Raw genomic sequence first — 22,188 nt, forward strand, 5'->3', positions numbered from 1 at the left:
ATGATTATACAACCTGAAATATTTGGAAAAATAACAGCCTACAAAGCTGATGATTTAGTGATATTGAAACAATATCCTGATAATTATTTCGATCTGTTCAATTTTACCCTTGATCCATGTAGTGAGATTGAATCAGCATTATGTGAAAAGTTCTTTACAGAACAAGAGAATGGTTTAGAACAAGATTGGAGTAATGATATAGTTTATTGTAATCCTCCATATAGCAGAGGAAACATAGACTTATGGATGGAAAAATGCTACTTAGAGAGTTTAAAAGGCTCTACTGTTGTCGCACTAATTCCAGTATCATCTTCGGCTAAATGGTGGCATAAATATGTAATTGGAAAAGCTGATGTAAAATATTATGAAGGTAGAATAAGATTTGTTGGTGCGGAGTTTACTGCTCCTTTCTCTTCTTGTTTAGCCATATACAATAGTAACATCATATTACCTAAAAGTATCAAACAAATTAAACTATGAAAAAATTAAGCAATAAAACATTGGCTCGAATAAATCATAATCTCGAAGCCATCAGACAACATCAAGTCAATCACCCTGAATCTAGTATAAGAATGCTTACTGTACCTGAATTGAAACGTATATCAGGAATTGGTACAGACCACTTTGCAACTTCTTATATAATCCGAATAAATAATATGCTGAAATGAAAATAGATCCAACAATACAATTCATTTATGTCGATCTCTTCTGTGGTGCAGGAGGAACGAGTACAGGAGTAGAAGATGCAAAATCATTGACCTATTCCGACAGAAAGAAGTCCAATCGTGTTATCGAGGAACAGATAGCATACAGAAAAGCCAATGGTATCAAGTGTGCAAAGGTTATCGGATGTGTAAACCACGATTCCAATGCCATTGCTTCTCATGCAGCCAATCACCCGGAGGCACTTCACTTTACCGAAGATATACGCACGTTGGTACTCGATAGGCTTATTGCCCATGTAGAAGCTATGCGTATAAAGTATCCCAATGCAAAACTTGTCTTGTGGGCTAGTCTTGAATGCACCAACTTTAGTAAAGCCAAAGGAGGCATGGCACGAGACGCTGATAGCCGAACACTTGCCGAACATCTGTTCAGATATATTGATGCTCTCAAACCTGATTACATACAGATTGAGAACGTAGAAGAGTTTATGTCGTGGGGCGACTTGGACGAGAAAGGAAAACCGATCTCCAAAACAAACGGAATCCATTATCAGAAATGGGTATCGAATGTAAAAGCCTACGGATACGATTTCGATCATCGAATATTGAACTCTGCTGACTTTGGAGCATATACCAGTCGCAAACGTTTCTTTGGAATATTTGCTAAGGATGGACTACCTATCGTTTTCCCTAAGCCTACCCATTGCAAAGGTGGATCTAACAATATGTTTGACTCTCTTCTCAAGTGGAAGCCTGTAAAAGAATGTTTGGATTTCTCAGACGAAGGAAAAAGTATATTCGACAGACCGAAGGACTTGGTAGAAAACTCTCTTGATCGCATTCTGTCAGGATTAGTGAAATTCGTTGCCGGAGGAAAAGACAAATGGCTGATGAAATATAATTCTGTGAACGGAAATACAGGCAAACATAATCCTCCAAGTGTAGATGAACCATGCCCGACAGTAGCCACACAGAACAGGATAGGACTTGTACAGACTACTTTCCTGTCTAAGTTCTTTAGTGGGCATCCCGATAGTAAAAATGTATCGTTGGATCAACCTGCCGGAACAATAACGACTAAGGGTCACCATTATGTTGTAAATACAAATTTCATATCGAAGTATTATTCAGGAAAACCCGATACGAAGAATTACAGCGTGGACGAACCTGCCCACACTATCCGTACAAAAGATAGTCAGGCTTTGATCTCAGCACAAAGTTTCCTCTCTGCTTACTATGGCAATGGACACGTTCACTCGGTAGAATGCCCATCACCTGTAATCCGTACCAAAGATACCTGTGCATTGGTTAATCCTCTGTTCCTCTGCTCATACAACTATAAGGACGAACCGAAGGATATAAACTCTCCATGTCCTACATTACTGACAAAGTATCGTTTCTCAGCAGTAAAACCTTTGTACTTTATGGATATGCAGTACGGAAATGGTACACCTACCAATATCAATGAACCTGCTGCAACAGTTACTACCAATCCGAAACATCAGTTGGTACAATGCGATAAGTGGTTGATGAATACCAATTTTGGAAACGTTGGCTCATCGCTCGAAGATCCTTCACCTGTTATCACAGCGAACAGAAAATGGCACTATCTAATGAATCCTCAGTTTAAGAGCAAAGGTGGTAGTGTCGATGCACCATGCTTCACACTTATAGCACGAATGGATAAGATGCCTCCATACCTGATCGAAGCAACCGATGATACCCGGACAATACCATCATTCATCAAGATAGTTGGTGATACTATCATTTATGAGATATACGATACCGACTCACCGAAAACCAAAGAGATAAAAGAGTTCATGGCTTTGTATGGCATTATAGACATCAAGATGCGTATGCTCAATATTCCTGAACTCAAGATGATAATGGGCTTTCCAAAGGATTATGTATTGGTAGGCACTCAGGCAGATCAAAAGAAGTTCATAGGCAATGCAGTTGAAGTCAATATGGCTCGTGTTATGTGCGAATCCCTTGCCGACAAACTTCTTGAACTTAAACAACAAGCAGCATAAAATATATGGATATGAGAATGAAGGAACTAATGCAAATGCAGTTTGCAGACTATCAACAGCAATACAACAAACTGGAAAGTGATTGTATTATTCTGATGAGCCAAAATAAGGATTGGAAACATATAGCGGAAAAAGCAGCAGGAGTTAAACGACTGATAGATTATACAACAGAACAAATAGAAAAATTATGAATGCAGATTTACAGGGTATGTTGGATTTCCATAAGAACAGGAGTTTAGGAAATTTAATTGTTACCAACAAAGGAAAAACATTAAATGATGCAGAAGCTAGAGTATTTATTAAGTATTGTCTATCTCAAGGGCATACAGAGTTGAAAAACTGTCCTGAATTTGAGGACGTAGTAGAAAAACTGGAACTATGACAGCAAAACAATTCAAAGGAAAAGCGATATATAATCCTTCAGGCAAAGCCGGAGAATATAGTCAATGGGCGTGTAACTTATATATAGGATGCTCGAATGATTGTAGCTACTGTTATTGCAAACGAGGTGTAATGAGTTCAGTATGGAGTACAGAACCGAAACTAAAAAGTTGTTTCCGAAATGAGGATCATGCTTTGGAACTATTTGAGAAGGAACTAAAACAAAACCTATCCGAACTTCGGGAACATGGATTATTCTTTTCGTTTACAACAGATCCTATGCTAAGTGGTATGGTAACTATTATGACAAGTTATGCAGTTGGAATCTGTCTTAATCACGATGTCCCTGTAAAAATTCTATCAAAGTGTGCTACTCGTGGAGATTATTCGAATTTGCATAATAGAGTATTCAACGCTTATGGAAACAGTATTCATAAAAAAGATCTGATTGCATTTGGATTTACTATTACAGGACATGATGAGCTTGAACAGAGTGCATCTACTAATAAGGAACGTATTGAAACAATGGCTAGTTTACACAGATCAGGGTATAAAACTTTCGCATCCATTGAGCCTATCATCGACTTTGACAGTAGTTGGAAAATGATATTTCAAACAGGAGGAATATGTGATTTATATAAAATTGGATTAATGAGCAATAAGAAGTATTCTGTTACTGATGCTCAAAACTTCATTAACAATGTAATATCCTATACATCAGACAGAAATTCAAAGGTCTATTTCAAAGATGGCTTACTGGAACAAGCAGGTATCAAGAGAGAGAATTTGCCTTCAGTATGTGTAACACGAGATTATAACATATTCAAATAATAAAACCAATGGAAAAATTAAGAAACAAATTATGTATATGGCTACTGAATATATCAGTCAAACTAGCCAAAGTAACGCACAAAGCCGGAATTAAAACCGATGGATGCTTCAGAACTTTCACCCGAAAGAAATTCAATATTCTCAACCCGACATCCGATATGATAGACATTGTAGATATAGCAAAAGGACTGGCATATAAACCTCATTTCTCAGGTTTCTCCCCAAAGTTCTTTTCCATTGCCGAACACAGTCTGTTGGTGGAAGAATATACAAGAAGTTATCATGGTGAATCGTGTTATAAGCTAAGACTTGAAGCATTGCTACACGATGCCTCCGAAGCCTATACTGGCGACATGATAAAACCGATAAAGAATCTACTTCCAAATTTTGTACTTATCGAAAAGAAAATACAGAAAGCAATTTATCGAAAGTATGGCATAGATCCTCATAAAAATGGACAAGAAGTGAAATTCTTTGATAATAAAGTACAGGATATTGAGGCAGGTGTGTTCTACGATACTATGGATATTGGACGTAAAAAACATTATGAGGATCACTTCGTCAAATATCTCACTACCGATGATGCCTACAAAGCATTCATAGACAAGTTCAATTATCTCACCTCTAAAATTCAGGAACAATGAAAGGAATATGTTTTATACCTCCGCTACACAGGAGAACATCAGACAGGGTAAAAACCCAAACAAGGAGAATCGTAGAAGTTCCTCAAAAATATAAAGAGACTTTACCCGGAATAACTGCATTATATTCTGACGAAGAATGTAAAAGAATTGGAGAATTATTATTCACAGATGGGAAACATCTAAGTAGTGATGCTGCGAAGCCAAACTACAAAGTAGGAGATATTCTTTTTTTGAAAGAACCTGTTTCAGTCCAAAGGATTACTGACAATGCTTATCATCTGCATTACAAGTATAGTATATCCTCGAAACATTACAAGAGATATGTAGATTTCACTAACAAAAGTAATTTCATCACCCGAAAGACTATTGATAGTCTGATGCTTCAGTTACAAAAATCAAAATCAGGATGGACTAACAAGCTGTTTCTTCACTCATCAGTTGCTCGATTATTCATCCGAATTACAGGAGTTCGGGCTGAACATCTACAAGATATATCCGAAGAGGATTGCTACAAAGAAGGAATTGAAAGGCGAGAAATGGATCTAAAAGATAGCACCAAAGGTTTCCGATACTTAAATGACCTATCCGAACAACTATTCGACACACCAGTAGAAGCCTATGCCGATCTAATCAATAGGATTAATGGCAAGGGAACATGGGAGAGCAACCCTTTCGTATGGGTATATGACTACGAATTAACTGATAATCCAAATAAAGTAAAGCCATGTGTATAGAAAAATCAGAATTTACAATAAGCAAAAGTCAATGTGAATTATACAAGATCCGACACAAGTCTGGAATGTATTGGGCAGATATAACATTGGCCTATGAAGGCAATACTGGACGTATTCAGATTGCATCCGATTATGGCAGTTGGCAAAACTATTGGGGTGCTTGCGGATCATCTTTTAAAGTGTTCCTAACCAAATTGGAAATGGAATATACGGCTACAAAGTTTGGTGCTGATGATTGGTTTGACCTTGATGCAACTCTAAAATCAATGAGAAGCCAAATAAAATACCATCAAAAAGAATGGGGCTTATCAAAAGCAGATGCAAAAGAATTATTTGATGAAGTAGATTCTCTAGAGGATTGTTCATCGGTTCACGAGTATCATCATAAAGTATGGAATGATTGCGACAAACTATATTCTTTCTTCGATGCTGCCGACTTTACATGCACCAAAGATGTTACACCTCAGTTCAAACGTTTTTGGGTTGAAGCATGGAGTGTATTTATTAACCAAATAAAAGAGGAACTATGTACAAAATAAAAGGTTGGTATCCTGTCAGGGATCAGATGAGTGGATGTTCTTTTAATATAGTTCTCACTCAGGAATGGAAAGATGCAGTTTCTCAGTCGGGATTGAATCAGGAAAAGATTGATAATCTCATTCACAATATGGGTGCTGACATATTGAAAAATCATGGATATGGTAATATTGAGACAGATCCTAAATTTTGGCTAAGAGTAAAATGGGGTGAGTGGGGTTGCGAACATATTAGTGTTCCTGGTAACGCCTGTGGTCTTGATATTGATACAAGTTATGGATTTGGCGTTTATGAAGGAGAAGTCAGCTTGTCTCCACATAATGTAGATTCAATTAATCAAGCAAGCATGATACTTACTTTGTTTCTAAAGATAGCTGACGTATTGGAAAGTGAAGTATGGCAAAGGAAAGACGAACAACAATGAAAAAGCTAATACTCTCATGGCTACTCTTCCACGCCAATACATATTCAAGTAGTAAATGTTTCTATGCTATCAAGAATAAGATACTGGAAAAATATGGCAGATACTTCTCCGATGATGTTCAGTTCTTGGAGGGAAAGAAATGCCGGTGCTGTGGAGGATCAGGTATATATGTTGGATATACATGGTATTCAAAAAGGTATGAAGATTGTTGTAGATATTGTATAGATGGATGGTATCATTTGCCTACCTATGTTATCTTGAAGAAATATCAGTTTGGCAAATACACTTTTCATCAGCCATATAAATCTGTTCCTTTCAAGAATCCTATTCCTCATGCACCATTGATAGAAGGATATATCGAACATAAATCTACTAAATACGGATCACTAGCTAAAGATATTCTGTATCTCCTGTATGATAGAACTGAACTTGGAAGAGGTTGGTATCTCAAATGGTACAATCCTAAATACTGGATCAACAATTTGTATCACCTCTTCACCCGAAGATTAAATTCCATACCAGTAAGAAGGGTTCGAGAGAAATTCAAAAAGAAACCTGAATATAAACCATTGCAACCATACACGCCCTGCAATGATGATGATTTACCTTTTTAATTAGATTGATATGGGAATGAGAGGACAGCGACCAAATGTAAGGAATAAATATCCTGAGCCTGAATTGGAACAGAAACCTATAAAAGTGAAACGTAAAATTGACAACACTACTCATCATAATCTTTGTTGTATAGCTGCTAAATGGTTACAAGGGAGATGGAGTAAATCGAAACCTTATGCTGATTATGCTACTGTTGAATTGGTTACACAAGGATGGGAAAATACAGATGTTTTCGGTTGGAATTGTCAGTATTCGACAATGATTGAAATAAAGGTTTCCCGATCAGACTTTTTGAAAGACAAAGATAAAAAATGTAGGGTTGATTGGTATGGATCAGTTGGGAACTATAAATACTATTGTTGTCCTGAAGGCGTAATAAAAGAGAATGATCTCCCTGATAAATGGGGATTGTTGTATGTAAAAGATGGTAAGGTCGAAATTATAAAACTGGCTGAGCCACAGGAAACAAATATTGAGACAGAAAGATATATATTCAACTCTATATTTCGCAGAGAAGGTATTAATAAAAAAGTTTTTAATTATAGGAGATATGAAAAATAATGAATTAAGAATCGGAAACTTAGTTACAGTTGATAATCCTAAGTATCATCCAAAACTAAAGAATATCCCATTAAAGATTGTTGGTATGTCTCAAAGGAGAGGACTTGAGAATGAAATAACTTATGTTGTAGACCTTGTATCATTAAACGAACTTGAAAATATAGTGATACCTTTATACTCTCAGTTTATAAAATTTATCAAGCCTATCACTCTGACTGAGGATATTATACTGAATAGTGGTTTTGTTAAGGATGATAATATATATAAAAACGAGAATATGCCTCACTATTATATTGAGTATCTATTTAGCATTTATGCTTTGAGGTATAGATACTGGCACAATGCAAGTGAAAGCTATATGATAAAGCAGCTACAATACTTGCATCAGTTTCAAAATATATTCTTCGACTTAACAGAAAAAGAATTAGATGTAAATACATAAAATAATTTCGTATCTTTATGAAACAAAAAATAATGTTAAAACGCCTCAAGTTCTACCTGTGTTCTACTTGTATATTTAATATACTGAATATTAATACAAAAAAGAATCTCTTCCTCTCCGCAAATAAAGCTAACAATCAGCAAATTAACAAAACAAAGGACTAAAACGGGGACTATAACCTTTTTTAGTCCTTATTTTTTGCAGTAAATAAAGGAAAGAACACTAATATCAAAGTATTGTATTTTCAAATATACAAAATTTGATTCTATTAATGGGGGTGTCCCTCAAAAATATTCTTGCATAGGGGGAGGTTCTTGGTAGGTTATTTGTCTATCTAAATCAAATTATATAATTAATGAATTAACTAATGAGAGATTAGTTAAATGTATAATGCTTGGTTTATAAGTTTGATAAACAATTTGGTTTTTGCGTCAAGAGTATCTTTTCCAATAAGTCCAGATTTGAGATTATCGGGAATATGTTGAGAACCGTACAATTCTACAAAAAAATATAATAATAAAATAATTTATTGTTTACTGTATCTACTATAATAGTATTAACTTCTTTACAGTCTACTTCTCTTTTATAAAAACCTTTTCCGTTTTTAAGATATTCTATAATTTCCTTTTCATTTTTTTTAAAACTTATTTCTGATTTGAACAAGGGATAATCTAAAGATGCCTCGTAGGAATTCCATTTTCTATTTTCAAGATTTTCAGTAATGTCTTTTTTATATTCATCTTTTATTGAAAAAATAAGAAAAGAACAACCATCTCCCTGAAAATCATCCCATTGTTCATATTTTTTTATGAAATTAATTTTATTTCCTATATCACTTCCGACAAAAGTATTAATTCTATCTATGTTATATTTTTTACAACAAGACAACATAGACATTAACCCTAGTATTACTAACATTTTTTTATTGCCCATATGTTATTTTGAATGGTTTTGATTTTTTAGTGGAAAAAAAGTCTACAGTTCTTGTAATAAATTCGTTTTTGAAACTTCTCTCACCCCATGATTTCGAGTCGAAATCATAGTTGTCATAAAAGCCTGTCACTTGCCCACTGGCATTATAATATACTGTTGCTCTTCCAAATACTCTTGCATATTCTGAACTTTCATAAAAAGAAACTACTTTTCCTCCAGCTTTTTGGGGAACTTCCACTCCATTTTCTTTAAGATACATGAGTATACTTGCAAATCTTTGACCTCGTAACTTAACATCTCCTTTACCATGCCAATAGTTCCAAAACATATCTTTACTAAATTGGGAACCTGCGTAAGATTGAATATCCCCCCCTAATCCGCCAACTTTATCTCCATATCTATCATTACCTATCTCAAATATATCACCTTTATCTACTTCTTTATTTTCATCCTTATTATCAGATAAGTTTAAAAATTGTTCAAGCATCATATTCTGAGCTATTTCTGCTGTTGTATTTAAATACTTTGCTAAAGTCTTATCACTATCTCCATTTTCAGCAACCAGATTTCCATCTTTATCTTTTATCCACATCCCCGTAGGATCAATATACTTTAGCGGATTGTTTAAGCAATAAGCATATGGACTAGTGCTATAATACTTTTCCGCCAAAGGATCCATGCTTGTAAACCTACCCAGAGCGGAATCGTATTGACGGGCATGGAAATCATAGAGATTCAAACCGTTCATGGTGTCGAACTCCTTTTCGCCAAACTTATAGGGCTGCTTCTCCTGTCCCATACTTTCACCGTTAGTTACAGGTGATCCGAAGGGATAATATAACGTGCTTTGTATCACCTGTCCGCCGGCATTGGCTACCATTGAGTTGTTACCCAAATGGTCTTTCAGGTAAAAATAGTAAATTCCCCCTTCAATATAACCGTTTTCGATCAGAATCTTTTTCATCTGTCCGTTTTCGTATATCTTATTGCCTATGTATTGCTTGGTTAACTCCTTATTGGGAACCGTGTAACTAGGCTTGCCTGCATTCTGCGCAGGGTATAACGACAGCCCTGAATGCCATTTGTATTTGGCTTCGAGTTTTTCACCCATTGCCGTATACACATAGTCTATCGATCCCAGTATGCTGGAAGCGGTTACTCTTTTGGGGTAGTTCAACTCGTTATAAGTAATACCGAAGCCTTTAAACTTTTCGCCAATCCAGCATAACCATATACAAATTTTTCATCTACTGCATTTGTTTCTGCAGCTTGTTCTTGTTTGGAACATCCTTGCTCCTGTAAAAATAGAAATTCTTCACCCGTCATTTGCCATAAAGGTTTTGACCTTAATTCTTCAATATTCATAATCATTTGGAATATTAAATTTAAAAATAAGGTTGTGCACAAACCTGTTAGTTTTGTTAGCTAACAGTGGCAAAGTAAAACCGTGGGTTTGTGGTGTCCATAGTCTTATATATCAACATTAAACAAATGCAACTTGTTGATATTGCACTTTTTACAAATAAGTGGAATGTTAAATATCGTGGTGTATTCGTGGAGGTAAGATTACTTGAGTCTTTATTTTATATCTTGAAACCCCAATCTAAGAATATCTTTTCTACTTTCTCGACAAATTTTTTATCATTTGATGTTGCAGATATGCCCTTCACTGCAGTATATTTTTTATTATAGGTTTCGGGGTTAATATTCGTTGATTTTAGTATGTCTGTTAGCCATTCTTTTTGTAATGAATCAGGAAGAGTATTTTTTAATCGATACAATAAGTAATAGAACTTTATTGTATTTCCATGTTTAGATTGTATAGTATTAGTATGCCTTAATGGGTCATGCAGAACATCATAAAAGAGTTTTTCTTTTATAGATTTCCATAGTTTATCATTCCATTCTTTGTGAATTACAGAAATTAAGCCCATATCAAAGTTTACCTTTTCAGATGTCTCTAAATTTTCAGCACCTAAATCTTCAATTATTTTTATAATTCTATTAGGTAAAATTATAAGTTCATTAGGGAATATTTGTTCAAGATCATCAGTCCTAAAAAAAGGTCTGAACTCAAATACATTATCTGCTGGAATATATTTGGATAAACTATATATATCAGAATAATATCCAGGATTCCATAATTGTTTTTTCCTTTCGGCAACGAATGGAGTATAAAAAAGAAGTTGATCTTTTTCCTTATTTTGTTTTACAATAATCAAATCAGAGAGAGGAGATATACTACTCCTGCTATATGTAAAATAAACAACAACTTCTTCCTGGATGTCTTTTGATGGAATCTTTTTATAAAGAGAACAGATTTCTTGACTTAAAATCAAATGCTTCTTTAATGTTTTCGAAACAGACTCTTTTTGGTCTTTATTAGAGAGGAGATTTCTTATTTCTTCTTCATAATCAATTGTGTTATTTAAGTCAAAATATATCTCTTCATCATCGTGTTTAGAATGTTTTTTATAGCAAATAAATGATGGCATTTGTCCGATATCTTGAAATCTTTGAAATAATGTTTTTATTGCTAACAATTTATACCCTATGTCGTATATATGCTTCATTTGTGTCATAGTATTATTATATTTCAAGTTTCTTTAATAATTCAGCAAGTTTTTCTTTGGGAATAGCTTTTAATTGTCCCAATAGTTTTTCTTCATCATCATCTTTTTTATTCCAAGCTTTCATAGCTTCTCTTTTGGCTTCATCTGAAATGTCAATATAGGGTTTCATTGATTTATAATCGCTATGACCTGTCCATTTCATAACAGTTTGGGCAGGAATCCCCAATGCTAAAGAAATACATATAAAAGTCCTACGTCCAGCATGGGTGCTCAATAGTGAATATTTAGGAGATGTTTTTTCTATGCGCTCATTTCCTTTAAAATAAACTTCCGTAATAGATTCATTTATTTCAGCTAATTCTCCAAGTTCCTTTAAATAATCATTCATTTTCTGATTAGTTATAACAGGCAGAACCTTATTATTCTCAAAATGATAACCTTTGTATTTATTCAATATAGCAGAACTATAATCATTTAGATCAATTTGAAGACTATCTATTGTTTTTATAGTTGTAATTTCTACATAACCTTCTTTTATGTTGCTCCACTTAAGGTTATACACATCAGAATAGCGCAATGAGGTAAAACAAGAGAATAAGAATACGTCTCGAACTCGCTCTAAATACTTCTTCGTTTCAGGTATTTTATAATCTTGCAGTTGCATGAGTTCTTTCCATGTAAGAAATATGACCTTCTTAGGAACTGTTTTGAAAGAGGGTTTAAAGGTAAGAAAAGCGTTATTATTGTTATATCCTTTGTTTAAGCTCCAACGAAGAAACCACTTCAAAAAAGCCAATTGTTTACCGATGGTACTATTCCTCAGATTTTTTGTATCACGAAGATAATCTATATAGTCTATCAATCTGGACTCGTTTAGTGATTTAAATGTCACTTTTTTATCAAAACCTTCTAAATGATTTTTTACTGCTGCAAATTTTTCAAATGTTGCATCCGTCCAATTATTTTGCTTTCCACAATCTTTGACAAATAAATCAAATACATAAAAGAACGAAGCCTTATCAGCACCTCCTTTGGTTTCCTTATCATTTGTATCATTAAAAGCCTCTCTGTACTCTATAAGGCTTGGAATATGTTCTTTAACTTCAAAGGTTTTAAAAACATCATCAGCAATATTAGCTAATCGTTGTATTTCTTTGTTGATTTCTGTTGCAGAGACTTTTTTCTTCCCATGTGTTGTCCCTGCGGTACAACGCTGGCTTTCTTTATTCCATTTTTCTATATAAACACGGTAACCAACATTGAAATCAATTTTACCAACTGAATAACGGATGCGAAGTCTTAATTTCCCATCAGGTTTATATCCCGTCTGACTTTTTTTGTCTTTTTCTTTATCTATAAAAAATAGATAATTACGTTTAATAGTAATGCTCATAACTCAAAATAAAATAGTCCCTAATTTGTAAAAATAGGGACTAAAATTGAGATATGCAATGATATAATGAGATATCTTATGCGAAATCTAATTTATAACAATCTATTAATTAACAATGTATTGTGATGATTTGATATTGTAAAATATTATAGGAGATAGAGTCTTCCTCTCCGCAAAAACAATATAAAGGTCGCTTAAATAGCGACTTTTTTCGTTCTATTAAAAGCTGCAAAAACAAATCTCCGGTTTGTTCATTTACATCAAAACATGTTATATTACATGTATAGATAAAGATAAATTAGAGTATTAACATTATCTTTGTTCCCGATAAAGGCAAATATATGAGTTATATTCGAATCATCTTTATTTTCACGCTGCTTTTGTCTACTTTGGGCTTATTTGCTCGGGCAGAAAAAGATAAACCTCGCAACGGAGAAGGAATTCATTCTTTTTTAAAGAGAAACAAGCGAACGGAAAAAGAGCATTACAAACAGTTTTTAGAGCTGAACCCAAACAAGTTTGGAAAGCAAAACTCCCTTAAAATGGGAGTGTATTACACCTTACCTCCGTTAACCCCGAAAAAGACCACTGCAAGTACACCTCAGGCAACATCATCGAACGGTGTAAAAAAGAGAGATAAGCTTTTTGGCCCGAAATACGAAGAATATACTATAAAGTCGGATAAACTGAAAGGAGCCGTTTTTTTTCTTTCGAGTGGACACGGAGGCCCCGACTGCGGTGCTGTAGGCAAAGTGAACGGGAAGATTATACACGAGGACGAATATGCCTATGACATAACTCTGCGTTTAGCCCGAAACCTGCGCGAAGAAGGTGCGACGGTGCACATGATTATACAAGACGCGAAAGACGGTATACGAGATGAACCATACCTTAAATACAGTAGCCGTGAAACCTGTATGGGCGAAAAAATCCCTCTTAATCAGCTAAAGCGTTTAGTTCAGAGAAGCCGTAAGATAAACCAGCTTGCCGCAAAATCGAAAGAGAAGTATAAACGATCGGTATTCATTCATCTGGATAGCAGAGGGCAAAGACAACAGCTTGATGTATTTTTCTACCATGCACCCAAAAGCAAAGAAGGCCAAAGACTTGCTTTAACAATGAAGAAAACCTTCAACGATCATTACGCAAAACACCAACCGAACAGAGGTTTCTCTGGAACAGTTACACCACGAGGCTTATATGTACTGAACAATACTTCGCCTGTCGGGATTTTTGCCGAACTTGGAAATATACAGAATAGCTCCGATCAGCGTCGGTTTATCCAGCCCGACAACCGTCAGGCATTAGCTAACTGGATGTGCAGAGGATTCATTGCCGATTATGAGAACTGGAAGAGTAGTGCCAAAACCTCTAAACCTGCTGCAACTCCTAAAACAACAACCAAATCGAAAAAGACATCGAAGAAAGCCAAGAAATAAAGCCAGCACCATTATTCTAGCTATATAGAATTAAGTATCAACCTCAACCCCATACAGGCAGCTTTTTGAGAAAACCTGACATACCTGACAACTTTATTGTTCTTTTAAATTATACTTACTGTGCAAGGTTAGTCCCTTTTGCGAAGCTTTTTTTGAAGGCGGCCTTAGCTTCGACGGACAAGGCATGCAGGCGGCAAAGGCGTTAAAAATTAAAAGCTGTTTGAGCAGCTTTAGCTGCGAGTTATTTTTAATTTAGTCTTTAAGCCTGCAATGCTGTCCCAAAGAAGGTACAGCCGTAAAATGCCTTTTTGATTCCTTTTGTGGCATGGGGCAAAAGGAATGCAAGTGATCTTCGATCACGCGCAGTAAATGAACGAAGGCAAGCATCAATAAAATGCGCGGCAGTAAGTATAATTTTAAAGAACGTTATCCTATTTATGTAGAATTATATACAGCCTACAATGCGTTAAAAAGCATATAAACTGTAAAACCTGACACACCTGACAGCTTTTGCATTTATTTTGTTTCAACCAGATATTGAATATAAAACAGAAAGAAGGCAGCTAAATGCCACCTTCTTCCGAATATTAATTATAGTTGATAACATATCTTAACTTACAAATATTTTCAGATTTTCGATTGCTCTGTTTTTAGTTGAAAAGCTGACAATATACACCCCTCTATAATTAGACGAATCGATAAGCTCCGTACCCTTCTCCATAAATAATTCGTGAACTTTGCCTCCGGTAGCATTATAAATTGTAACAACCGACGACTGCGAAGACTTCAATACAATTTTATTATCTTTCACATACGCTTCATTAACCATGTACCCCGAAGTTTCTGTCAATCCTGTACCAATGCCTTCTCCCATATCTTCATAGATAAACTCTACTACAATTTTTTCCTTGGTAAATTTGCCTTTACTGTTTTGGGGGCTGGTAACAAGTTTATACCCATCTTCTCTTAAATCTTGATACAAGACTTCGAAAGAATCATTTTCTTTTCCGTAAATATATTTTGTAGGATAAGCAATATAGCCTTTATCGGTAACATAACGCACTTCTACCCTACACTCGTTCGGATCGATATTCTTACGGGCTTCGCCGCGCGCTATGCCTAACAAGCGTGCTCCTGCATACAATCCTTCTACGTCGAAAGAGTTAAATATACCTTTTGTGCTGGGACCAAGGTTCATAACTAAGGTATTATTTTGTTCAGACATATGATTATACGAATCCCTTATATATTCTGCGCTCCTTACATCTTCGGCTTTTTGACCAGGTGACCAAAACCACGAATTATTTATACAGATAGTAGCCTCGAAAGGTAAGTAATAGCTATCGCCTTTGTACGAATAAACTTTGGGGTCGGCATCGGCTCCTTTTCGTGTAAAGAATGGATCCCACAACCTGAAATCGCTCGGAAAGAACACCATCTCTTCCCCGCCTACCATCTGATCGGGGTAAACATCTTTAATAGTGCAATTTACACCAAACTGACAGGTAGGTTGCAGTTTTTTTATAGTATTGTACATTCTGGAAAACTCCCAGTCTTCATTTTTCTTTTCCCACGAACCGTCGATCCAGAATTCCGATACTTCGCCGTAGCGTCCGTCCAGCAGTTCTGTTATTTGAGCCAAAGCAAAATCGTTATATAGCTGATTTAGGGCATTGCGGTCGAGCCCGGTGCTTTCCTGCGTGTTGTTGGCATCCCAATGCCTGTCCCATGCCGAGTAATACAAACCTAGCTTAATGCCATACTTTTTGCACGCATCTGCCACTTCCTTAACTATATCCCTTTTGTCGCCCTCTCGGCCTGTGAAGTTAATATTATATGTGCCAACTTTGGTATTCCATAAGGCAAAGCCTTCGTGATGTTTTGCAACCAATACAACAAAATTCATACCTCCTTCGTAAGCCTCCTTTACCCAAGATTCAGGATCGAGAGTCGATAAATCGGGATTATAATCCGATGCCGGATAAGAGCCGTCAGTCCATTCCTGATTCAGGAACGTATTAATTCCATAATGGATAAACATACCGTATTTAAGATTAGCTTTTCTAACCTGATATACATTTGGCTTCGTATCCACCTCTTGTTTTATCCATGTTGGGTCTATTTCGCGATGCGGAACCGGATCTGGAGTTTCTACAGCTGTTTCGTCAAAAAACAACATAACTTCGTCTACATTAATTCCTTTGGGGCTACATTCGAGAAAGTCTAATTTTACGTAACGCGCAGTAACAGGTTCTCCAACTACACTTATATAGGTTTTTGCCCAAGCTTTATTTCTCCATATCGTCCAGTTATTTCCATCGTCCGAAACCGATATTTCAACGTTTTCTATCCGTCCTGAATACTGGGATGTTTCGAATATAGTTGCCTGATTAAATGTTTTTTTAGCACCAAAATCAACCTTCAGCCAATGACTTTTGCTTTCTTTTGTAGCCCAACGGGTTTCGAATTTGTTGTCGGCAACATTCTGGGCTTCATACCCGCCGCCATAAAAAGAACTGCCCGAAACAGTTGAACCAACTATAATATTACTTTTACTTATCAGCGCCACTATTGCATCCTGCAACGCCTTTGTTGACGCTTTAACAGCCAATGCATCGGCTGACTCGTTGTCGATTAAAGCCTGAGCTTTGCTCATTGCCGAAGATAACGACTGCCACGAGCCATCGGTATATTTATAGAACTGATATCCTTTTGCTATTTTTTGCTGAATTTTAAGCTCTACAAGTTCTTTATTGTCGTTTTGCGAATGATCTTGTACCAACATAATCTTACCCAATCCCCAATAAATATCTCCATACGAACTTTTGGCATGTATTTTGATAAATCGTGCCGACTTATTAAAGTCTATTACTTTTTGGGCTTTCGAAGCCTTACCATTTACCGGTGTTTGAGGGATAACAAAATCTCCCAGATTGCTCCATGTACCATCTACCCCATTGCTCGAATCGGAAGAGTATGTAATTGTTACATTTTTAATATCCCTATTTGGATTACCCGCCTGATTCATATTCCAAACATACATTTTAGATACAGGCAACTCCTTTCCAATATCGATAAGCAACCACGCCTCAGCATTGTTGCTCCCCGATGTATGCCAGCAGTTCCAATCCACCATTCGGTAGGTTGTGTTTTCTAAGTCTACGGGTACAGCCGGATCTAAGCCTTCGTTACTAATAAGATGGCGGGGCGAAACAGAGGACGTAGCATAAGAATCGCCGCTTGTTATATCCTGAATAGCAATAACATCGTCCAAAGCCATACAAAAAGAGGAGTATGACAAGAACATTAAGAGCAAAAACGCTCTGGAAAAAAAAAGTAAAATTGAATTTTTCATGGATGAGCTTTTTAATATAGATAAATAAGTAATTTTCGTAAAACAAATTTAGCCTTAACCAACGATAATCATTATCAAAATTCAGGCGAATATTTTAATTATTCCGTTATTACCTCACTTTTATTATATTTGTATCGGCTGAAAAACAAGAATATATGAATACCGAATACTTAAATAATCTGATAACTATAGATTTGATGCACGCCGGACATGGCAGGTTTGACGAGAACATACAATACTCTAACATTGTGTCTACATTTTCGCGCCTGTACTATATCGAAAAAGGTAAAGGAGAGATTATTCTTGGCAACAAAGAAATTGCTTTAGAGGAAGAATATATTTACCTGATACCGGGATTCGAACCCTGCTCGTACAACTTTCAGGAAGGAATTTCGCACTATTTTATACATTGTGCCCTAACTCTGGAAAACGACATCAGCCCGTTCAACCTGTTTAGTATTATAAATAAAAAGCCTTCGACCGATATTGACCACATACTTTTTAAACGGATTATCGAACTGAATCCGAATATAAATATACCTCATCACGACCCACATATTTACGAAAAAAAAGTATGGATGAACAAAGAGTTAAATTATACCGGATTTGCGCATTATTTAGAAACATCGGGAATAATGAAACTGTTGTTATCGAGATTTATCGCCGAGCCTGAATCTAAACCCTCCAACAAACAAATAAGGTTTAATATTCAGCAAATATTCTCGTACATAAAGAACAATATAAACGAAGATATTTCAGTTGGCTCGTTAGCCGAAATGTCTCACTTATCGACCGATCATTTTTCGCGAACTTTCAAATCGGTGATCGGAATAGGCCCTTGTGAGTTTATTTTACGTCAACGCTTGCAGACTTCGCAACTACTATTGCTTACAACCAACATGAATCTTCAGGAAATAGTAGAGGCTGTTAATTTTAAAAGCCTTTCATATTTTTCGTACGTATTTAAACGATATAACGGCATATCTCCCAGCAGTTACCGTAAAAACAAAATGGAACATCTGTAAAAACACAAGAGGTTACCCTTTACAGGATAACCTCTTGCTATATTATAGAATAAGTTTTTTACCAAGCAAATAATGGATATTCCTTCATTATGCCATTTACTTTTTCGCGAACGGCTTTTATTACCTGTTCGTTTTCGGGCTGGCTTAATACAGTATCAATCATCTCTACTATTTGTCCCATCACATCCTCTTTTACCCCGCGGGTAGTAATAGCAGGTGTACCGAAGCGAAGCCCCGAAGTAAGGAACGGGCTACGGCTATCGAACGGAACCATATTTTTATTAGTAGTAATATCGGCCTCAACCAATGCTCTTTCGGCAAGTTTACCTGTAAGTTCCGGAAATTTAGTACGAAGATCGATCAACATACTGTGGTTGTCTGTACCTCCCGAAACCACTTTATAGCCTTTATCGATAAAAGCCTGAGCCATAACAGCCGCATTCTTTTTCACCTGTGTTTGATATACTTTGTAAGATGGATCGAGTGCCTCGGCAAACGAAACGGCTTTTGCAGCAATAACATGCTCCAGCGGTCCTCCCTGTATTCCGGGGAACACTGCCGAGTCGAGCAATGCCGACATCATCCTAACTTCTCCCTTAGGCGTTTTCTTGCCCCATGGATTTTCGAAATCCTTACCCAACATAATAGCTCCACCACGAGGCCCACGCAATGTTTTATGGGTTGTTGTTGTTACAATATGTGCATGAGGCAGCGGATTAGCTAACAATCCGGCAGCAATCAGCCCGGCAGGATGAGCCATATCTACCATAAATAAAGCACCAACTTTATCGGCTATCTGGCGTATACGGGCATAGTCCCAATCGCGCGAGTATGCCGATGCACCTGCAATTATAAGTTTTGGTTTTTCGGTTAAAGCCACCTGCTCCATTTGGTCGTAGTCAACCTGTTCGGTATCGGCTTTCACATTATATTCCAAAGCATGAAACATTAAACCCGAAAAGTTTACAGGCGATCCGTGCGAAAGGTGTCCTCCGTGCGAAAGATTAAGACCTAAGAATTTATCTCCGGCTTGCAAGCATGCTAAAAATACAGCGGCATTAGCCTGAGCACCCGAATGTGGCTGTACGTTAGCCCACTCTGCTCCAAATATTTCTTTCAGGCGATCGATAGCCAGTTGTTCGCTAAGGTCTACTATCTCGCAGCCCCCATAATAGCGCTTCCCCGGATATCCTTCGGCATATTTATTTGTCAAAACCGATCCCATGGCTTCCATAACCTGAGGGCTGACAAAGTTTTCTGACGCTATAAGCTCAATACCTTTGAGCTGACGTTGCTTTTCTCTCTCGATGATGTCGAAAATAGCAGAATCTCTTTTCATAATCTGGCTAATATTAATTTGTATAAATGTAACAATACTTCAAATGTATTCTTTATCTAAAAAATATGTTTACAAATTTAGAAAAATAATAATAAACAAGCATATTATTGCCTCCATAAATAGATAAAACGATAATAATTTACCTATTTAACATATAAAGTGAAATAGTCGATAGCAAACAGCGAAAAACAATATTAAATCTTTTTTCACGATATAACAGTAGCTACAATTCTGCGACTGCCCCCGTGGTTACGAAACTCGCAAAGGTATATACCCTGCCACGTACCCATGTTTAAACGCCCGTCTGATATCGGAATTGTGAGGCTGACACCTACAATCGTAGATTTTGCATGCGCCGGCATATCGTCATCGCCTTCGAGCACATGTTCATAATAAGGCTCACGCTCCTTTATCAAACGATTGAATATAGCGTTCATATCGGTACGCACATCCCGATCGCAATTCTCGTTAATTGTTAGTGCTGCCGAAGTATGCTTTATGAACAGGTTAAGCAATCCGGTTTGAGGAAGGACGGGTAATGCAGCAAGGATTTCATTCGTCACCAAATGAAACCCCCTTACTTTTTGTTTCAAACAAAATTCAGTCTGAACAACCATATGTTTATATCTTATTATTACAAGTCTACTACAAATTCTTTACGCTTTTCGTCCAACAGCGATGCCGGAACAGCTTTTTTTACTTCGCCGATTATAATTTTCATAACCTTTTCCCTCAAAAAATCTTTACGGGTTATAAGACTTATCTCCCTTACCGGCGAAGCGCCTTTAAATTGACGGATATTCCTCTTCTGGGTTTCGGTTAAATTTTCAATTGCCATTTCGGGAATAATGGTAATACCACTATTATTGTCAACAATATTAATCAGGGTGCTAATGCTTCCTGCTTCGTAGGTAAATGGCAGAGCCCCGTTTTTTCTGCGCTTACGCATATTACACAGCTTCAGAATCTGGCTGCGGAAACAATGCACCTCTTCGAGCAACCACAGACGGCTTATATCCAAATCGTCTTCTTCCAATTCGCGTTTGGCATACAACGATGTTTCGCGAGGAGACACGTAGGCATAAAACTTTTCGTAATATATGGGGTATTCCTGTATTTTTTCGTTCTTTAGCGGTGTAGCAAGTATAGCCCCGTCAAGCGTTCCATTACCCAAACGTTCTATAATCTGCCCGGTGGTTGTTTCTTCAATAGCCAATTCTATATCGAAACCATTTTCTTCGTGAACCTTCATCAAGCCCGGCAACAAATAAGGCGCTATGGTTGGTATTATACCTAAACGGAATACTCCCTGAATTATTCCTCGTTCTTCCTGTATAATTTCTTTTACCTGCTTTACCTGCGAAACAATAACACGAGCCTGATTTATCACTTGTATGCCTATAGGTGTAGGTTGCACAGGCAACTGGCTGCGATCGAATATTTTCACTCCCAGTTCGTCTTCCAGCTTCTGTATCATCATGCTCAATGTTGGCTGAGTAACAAAAGAGGCTTCCGCTGCCTTTGCGAAGTGCCGATGATTATCGACAGCTATTATATATTCCAGCTGTTGTATATTCATTTTATCAGATTTTTATATTGTATTACCTTTCTCCGAATATTGCAGACCCTACCCGCACCATGGTCGAACCTTCTTCTATAGCTATCGGGTAATCGTGAGACATACCCATCGATATTTCCGAAAAGTACTCATTTTTGCTGAAATATCTATTTTTCAACTCATTAAAAATAAACTTCAGCTTTTTGAATTCATCACGTACCCGATTAAAATCATCGGTATATGTTGCCATGCCCATTACGCCAGTTATGTGCACATGGGTTAATGCCTGCCAATTGTTTTGTTCAAGCATCTCGGAACAGGTATCAAGTGTTAATCCAAATTTGCTTTCTTCTTCTGCAATATGTATCTCCAGCAAACAGTTAACATGCCTGTTGACCGCCGAAGCCTGCTTCCCTATTTCGGACAACAACCTCCAGCTATCGACACTCTGAATTGTATGTATGTACGGAATTATAGCTTTTACTTTATTGGTTTGCAAATGTCCGATAAAGTGCCATTCGATATCTTCGGGTAATTGAGCTTGTTTTACATTTACCTCCTGCATACGGCTTTCGCCGAAAATTCGTTGTCCTGCATTGTATGCTTCCATTACAGATTGAACTGGATGAAATTTTGATACGGCTACCAACTTAACCTCATCAGGTAAAGACGACTTTATATTATTCAGGTTCGATGTAACGCTCAT

At 36.6% G+C, this 22,188-nt stretch carries 25 protein-coding genes; 15 read left to right on the plus strand and 10 right to left on the minus strand.

From position 1 onward, the window contains the following. The 13 genes from D0T53_RS11045 (at nt 1) to D0T53_RS11100 (ending at nt 7,867) form a co-directional block, all read left to right on the plus strand. On the plus strand, nt 1–480 hold the full coding sequence (locus tag D0T53_RS11045; protein WP_163267848.1) for a DNA N-6-adenine-methyltransferase: 480 nt from the start codon (nt 1–3) through the stop codon (nt 478–480). Nucleotides 481–664: 184 nt separating this feature from the next. Further along, entirely contained in the window at nt 665–2,698 is a 2,034-nt protein-coding gene (locus D0T53_RS11050) for a DNA cytosine methyltransferase (protein ID WP_163267850.1), read from the plus strand. An 11-nt stretch (nt 2,699–2,709) separates the two neighbouring features. After that, nucleotides 2,710–2,889, plus strand: a complete 180-nt coding sequence (locus D0T53_RS11055; RefSeq protein WP_163267852.1) for a hypothetical protein — start codon at nt 2,710–2,712, stop codon at nt 2,887–2,889. After that, a complete protein-coding gene (locus D0T53_RS11060; RefSeq protein ID WP_163267854.1) occupies nt 2,886–3,080 on the plus strand; it encodes a hypothetical protein in 195 nt (64 codons plus the stop codon). Before D0T53_RS11055 ends, D0T53_RS11060 begins: the two co-directional genes overlap by 4 nt. Then, nucleotides 3,077–3,910, plus strand: a complete 834-nt coding sequence (locus tag D0T53_RS11065; RefSeq protein WP_163267856.1) for a hypothetical protein — start codon at nt 3,077–3,079, stop codon at nt 3,908–3,910. The genes D0T53_RS11060 and D0T53_RS11065 overlap by 4 nt, the downstream gene beginning before the upstream one ends. 8 nt (nt 3,911–3,918) lie before the next feature. Beyond that, nucleotides 3,919–4,554 carry a hypothetical protein gene (locus tag D0T53_RS11070; RefSeq protein ID WP_163267858.1) on the plus strand — a complete coding sequence of 212 codons (636 nt, stop codon included), beginning with the start codon at nt 3,919–3,921 and terminating at the stop codon, nt 4,552–4,554. Continuing rightward, a complete protein-coding gene (locus D0T53_RS11075; protein ID WP_163267860.1) occupies nt 4,551–5,288 on the plus strand; it encodes a hypothetical protein in 738 nt (245 codons plus the stop codon). Before D0T53_RS11070 ends, D0T53_RS11075 begins: the two co-directional genes overlap by 4 nt. A 65-nt stretch (nt 5,289–5,353) precedes the next feature. Further along, a complete protein-coding gene (locus tag D0T53_RS11080) occupies nt 5,354–5,827 on the plus strand; it encodes a hypothetical protein (protein WP_163267862.1) in 474 nt (157 codons plus the stop codon). Continuing rightward, nucleotides 5,815–6,249, plus strand: a complete 435-nt coding sequence (locus D0T53_RS11085) for a hypothetical protein (RefSeq protein ID WP_163267864.1) — start codon at nt 5,815–5,817, stop codon at nt 6,247–6,249. Before D0T53_RS11080 ends, D0T53_RS11085 begins: the two co-directional genes overlap by 13 nt. A gap of 93 nt (nt 6,250–6,342) precedes the next feature. Then, the gene (locus tag D0T53_RS13645; protein WP_255489440.1) at nt 6,343–6,474 is read left to right on the plus strand and encodes a hypothetical protein; all 132 of its coding nucleotides are present in this window, start codon (nt 6,343–6,345) and stop codon (nt 6,472–6,474) included. A gap of 32 nt (nt 6,475–6,506) precedes the next feature. After that, nucleotides 6,507–6,863: a hypothetical protein gene (locus D0T53_RS11090; protein ID WP_163267866.1), complete on the plus strand. Its 357-nt coding sequence runs from the start codon at nt 6,507–6,509 to the stop codon at nt 6,861–6,863. 10 nt (nt 6,864–6,873) lie between these two features. Then, nucleotides 6,874–7,425, plus strand: a complete 552-nt coding sequence (locus D0T53_RS11095) for a hypothetical protein (protein ID WP_163267868.1) — start codon at nt 6,874–6,876, stop codon at nt 7,423–7,425. Nucleotides 7,426–7,510: 85 nt separating this feature from the next. Beyond that, the gene (locus D0T53_RS11100; protein WP_163267870.1) at nt 7,511–7,867 is read left to right on the plus strand and encodes a hypothetical protein; all 357 of its coding nucleotides are present in this window, start codon (nt 7,511–7,513) and stop codon (nt 7,865–7,867) included. Nucleotides 7,868–8,365: 498 nt separating this feature from the next. On the opposite strand, the gene D0T53_RS11105 is transcribed toward D0T53_RS11100, so the two are convergent. The 5 genes from D0T53_RS11105 to D0T53_RS11125 all read right to left on the minus strand — a co-directional run bounded on the left by D0T53_RS11105 (nt 8,366) and on the right by D0T53_RS11125 (nt 12,760). After that, complete coding sequence (locus D0T53_RS11105) at nt 8,366–8,800, minus strand: hypothetical protein (RefSeq protein ID WP_163267872.1); 435 nt, start codon at nt 8,798–8,800, stop codon at nt 8,366–8,368. Further along, a complete protein-coding gene (locus tag D0T53_RS11110) occupies nt 8,790–9,977 on the minus strand; it encodes an RHS repeat domain-containing protein (protein ID WP_163267874.1) in 1,188 nt (395 codons plus the stop codon). Before D0T53_RS11110 ends, D0T53_RS11105 begins: the two co-directional genes overlap by 11 nt. Beyond that, a complete protein-coding gene (locus D0T53_RS11115; RefSeq protein ID WP_163267876.1) occupies nt 9,974–10,165 on the minus strand; it encodes a DUF3853 family protein in 192 nt (63 codons plus the stop codon). The genes D0T53_RS11110 and D0T53_RS11115 overlap by 4 nt, the downstream gene beginning before the upstream one ends. A 218-nt stretch (nt 10,166–10,383) precedes the next feature. Beyond that, the gene (locus D0T53_RS11120) at nt 10,384–11,382 is read right to left on the minus strand and encodes a hypothetical protein (RefSeq protein ID WP_163267878.1); all 999 of its coding nucleotides are present in this window, start codon (nt 11,380–11,382) and stop codon (nt 10,384–10,386) included. 7 nt (nt 11,383–11,389) lie between these two features. Further along, entirely contained in the window at nt 11,390–12,760 is a 1,371-nt protein-coding gene (locus D0T53_RS11125) for a site-specific integrase (RefSeq protein WP_163267921.1), read from the minus strand. 347 nt (nt 12,761–13,107) lie between these two features. Between D0T53_RS11125 and D0T53_RS11130 the strand changes: the two genes are divergently transcribed. Then, nucleotides 13,108–14,205, plus strand: coding sequence for an N-acetylmuramoyl-L-alanine amidase (locus D0T53_RS11130; RefSeq protein ID WP_163267880.1), 1,098 nt, complete (start codon nt 13,108–13,110; stop codon nt 14,203–14,205). Between the two features lie 610 nt (nt 14,206–14,815). Here the strand turns inward: D0T53_RS11130 and D0T53_RS11135 are convergent. Further along, nucleotides 14,816–17,560, minus strand: coding sequence for an alpha-L-fucosidase (locus tag D0T53_RS11135; protein WP_163267882.1), 2,745 nt, complete (start codon nt 17,558–17,560; stop codon nt 14,816–14,818). A 155-nt stretch (nt 17,561–17,715) separates the two neighbouring features. Here D0T53_RS11135 and D0T53_RS11140 point away from each other — a divergent pair, with 155 nt between their 5' ends. Next, nucleotides 17,716–18,585 (plus strand): helix-turn-helix transcriptional regulator, encoded by an 870-nt coding sequence (locus D0T53_RS11140; RefSeq protein WP_163267884.1) that lies wholly within the window; start codon nt 17,716–17,718, stop codon nt 18,583–18,585. Between the two features lie 58 nt (nt 18,586–18,643). Here D0T53_RS11140 and glyA read toward each other — a convergent pair whose 3' ends face one another. The 4 genes from glyA to D0T53_RS11160 form a co-directional block, all read right to left on the minus strand. Further along, nucleotides 18,644–19,924: a serine hydroxymethyltransferase gene (gene glyA / locus D0T53_RS11145; RefSeq protein ID WP_163267886.1), complete on the minus strand. Its 1,281-nt coding sequence runs from the start codon at nt 19,922–19,924 to the stop codon at nt 18,644–18,646. A 206-nt stretch (nt 19,925–20,130) separates the two neighbouring features. Continuing rightward, nucleotides 20,131–20,541, minus strand: a complete 411-nt coding sequence (locus tag D0T53_RS11150; protein WP_163267888.1) for a secondary thiamine-phosphate synthase enzyme YjbQ — start codon at nt 20,539–20,541, stop codon at nt 20,131–20,133. Nucleotides 20,542–20,558: 17 nt separating this feature from the next. Beyond that, nucleotides 20,559–21,503 (minus strand): hydrogen peroxide-inducible genes activator, encoded by a 945-nt coding sequence (locus tag D0T53_RS11155; protein ID WP_163267890.1) that lies wholly within the window; start codon nt 21,501–21,503, stop codon nt 20,559–20,561. Nucleotides 21,504–21,525: 22 nt separating this feature from the next. Further along, nucleotides 21,526–22,188 (minus strand): YggS family pyridoxal phosphate-dependent enzyme, encoded by a 663-nt coding sequence (locus tag D0T53_RS11160; protein ID WP_163267892.1) that lies wholly within the window; start codon nt 22,186–22,188, stop codon nt 21,526–21,528.

Origin of the sequence: Dysgonomonas sp. 216, assembly GCF_010501065.1 — a bacterium.
In the GTDB taxonomy this organism is placed as follows: Bacteria; Bacteroidota; Bacteroidia; order Bacteroidales; family Dysgonomonadaceae; genus QVMM01.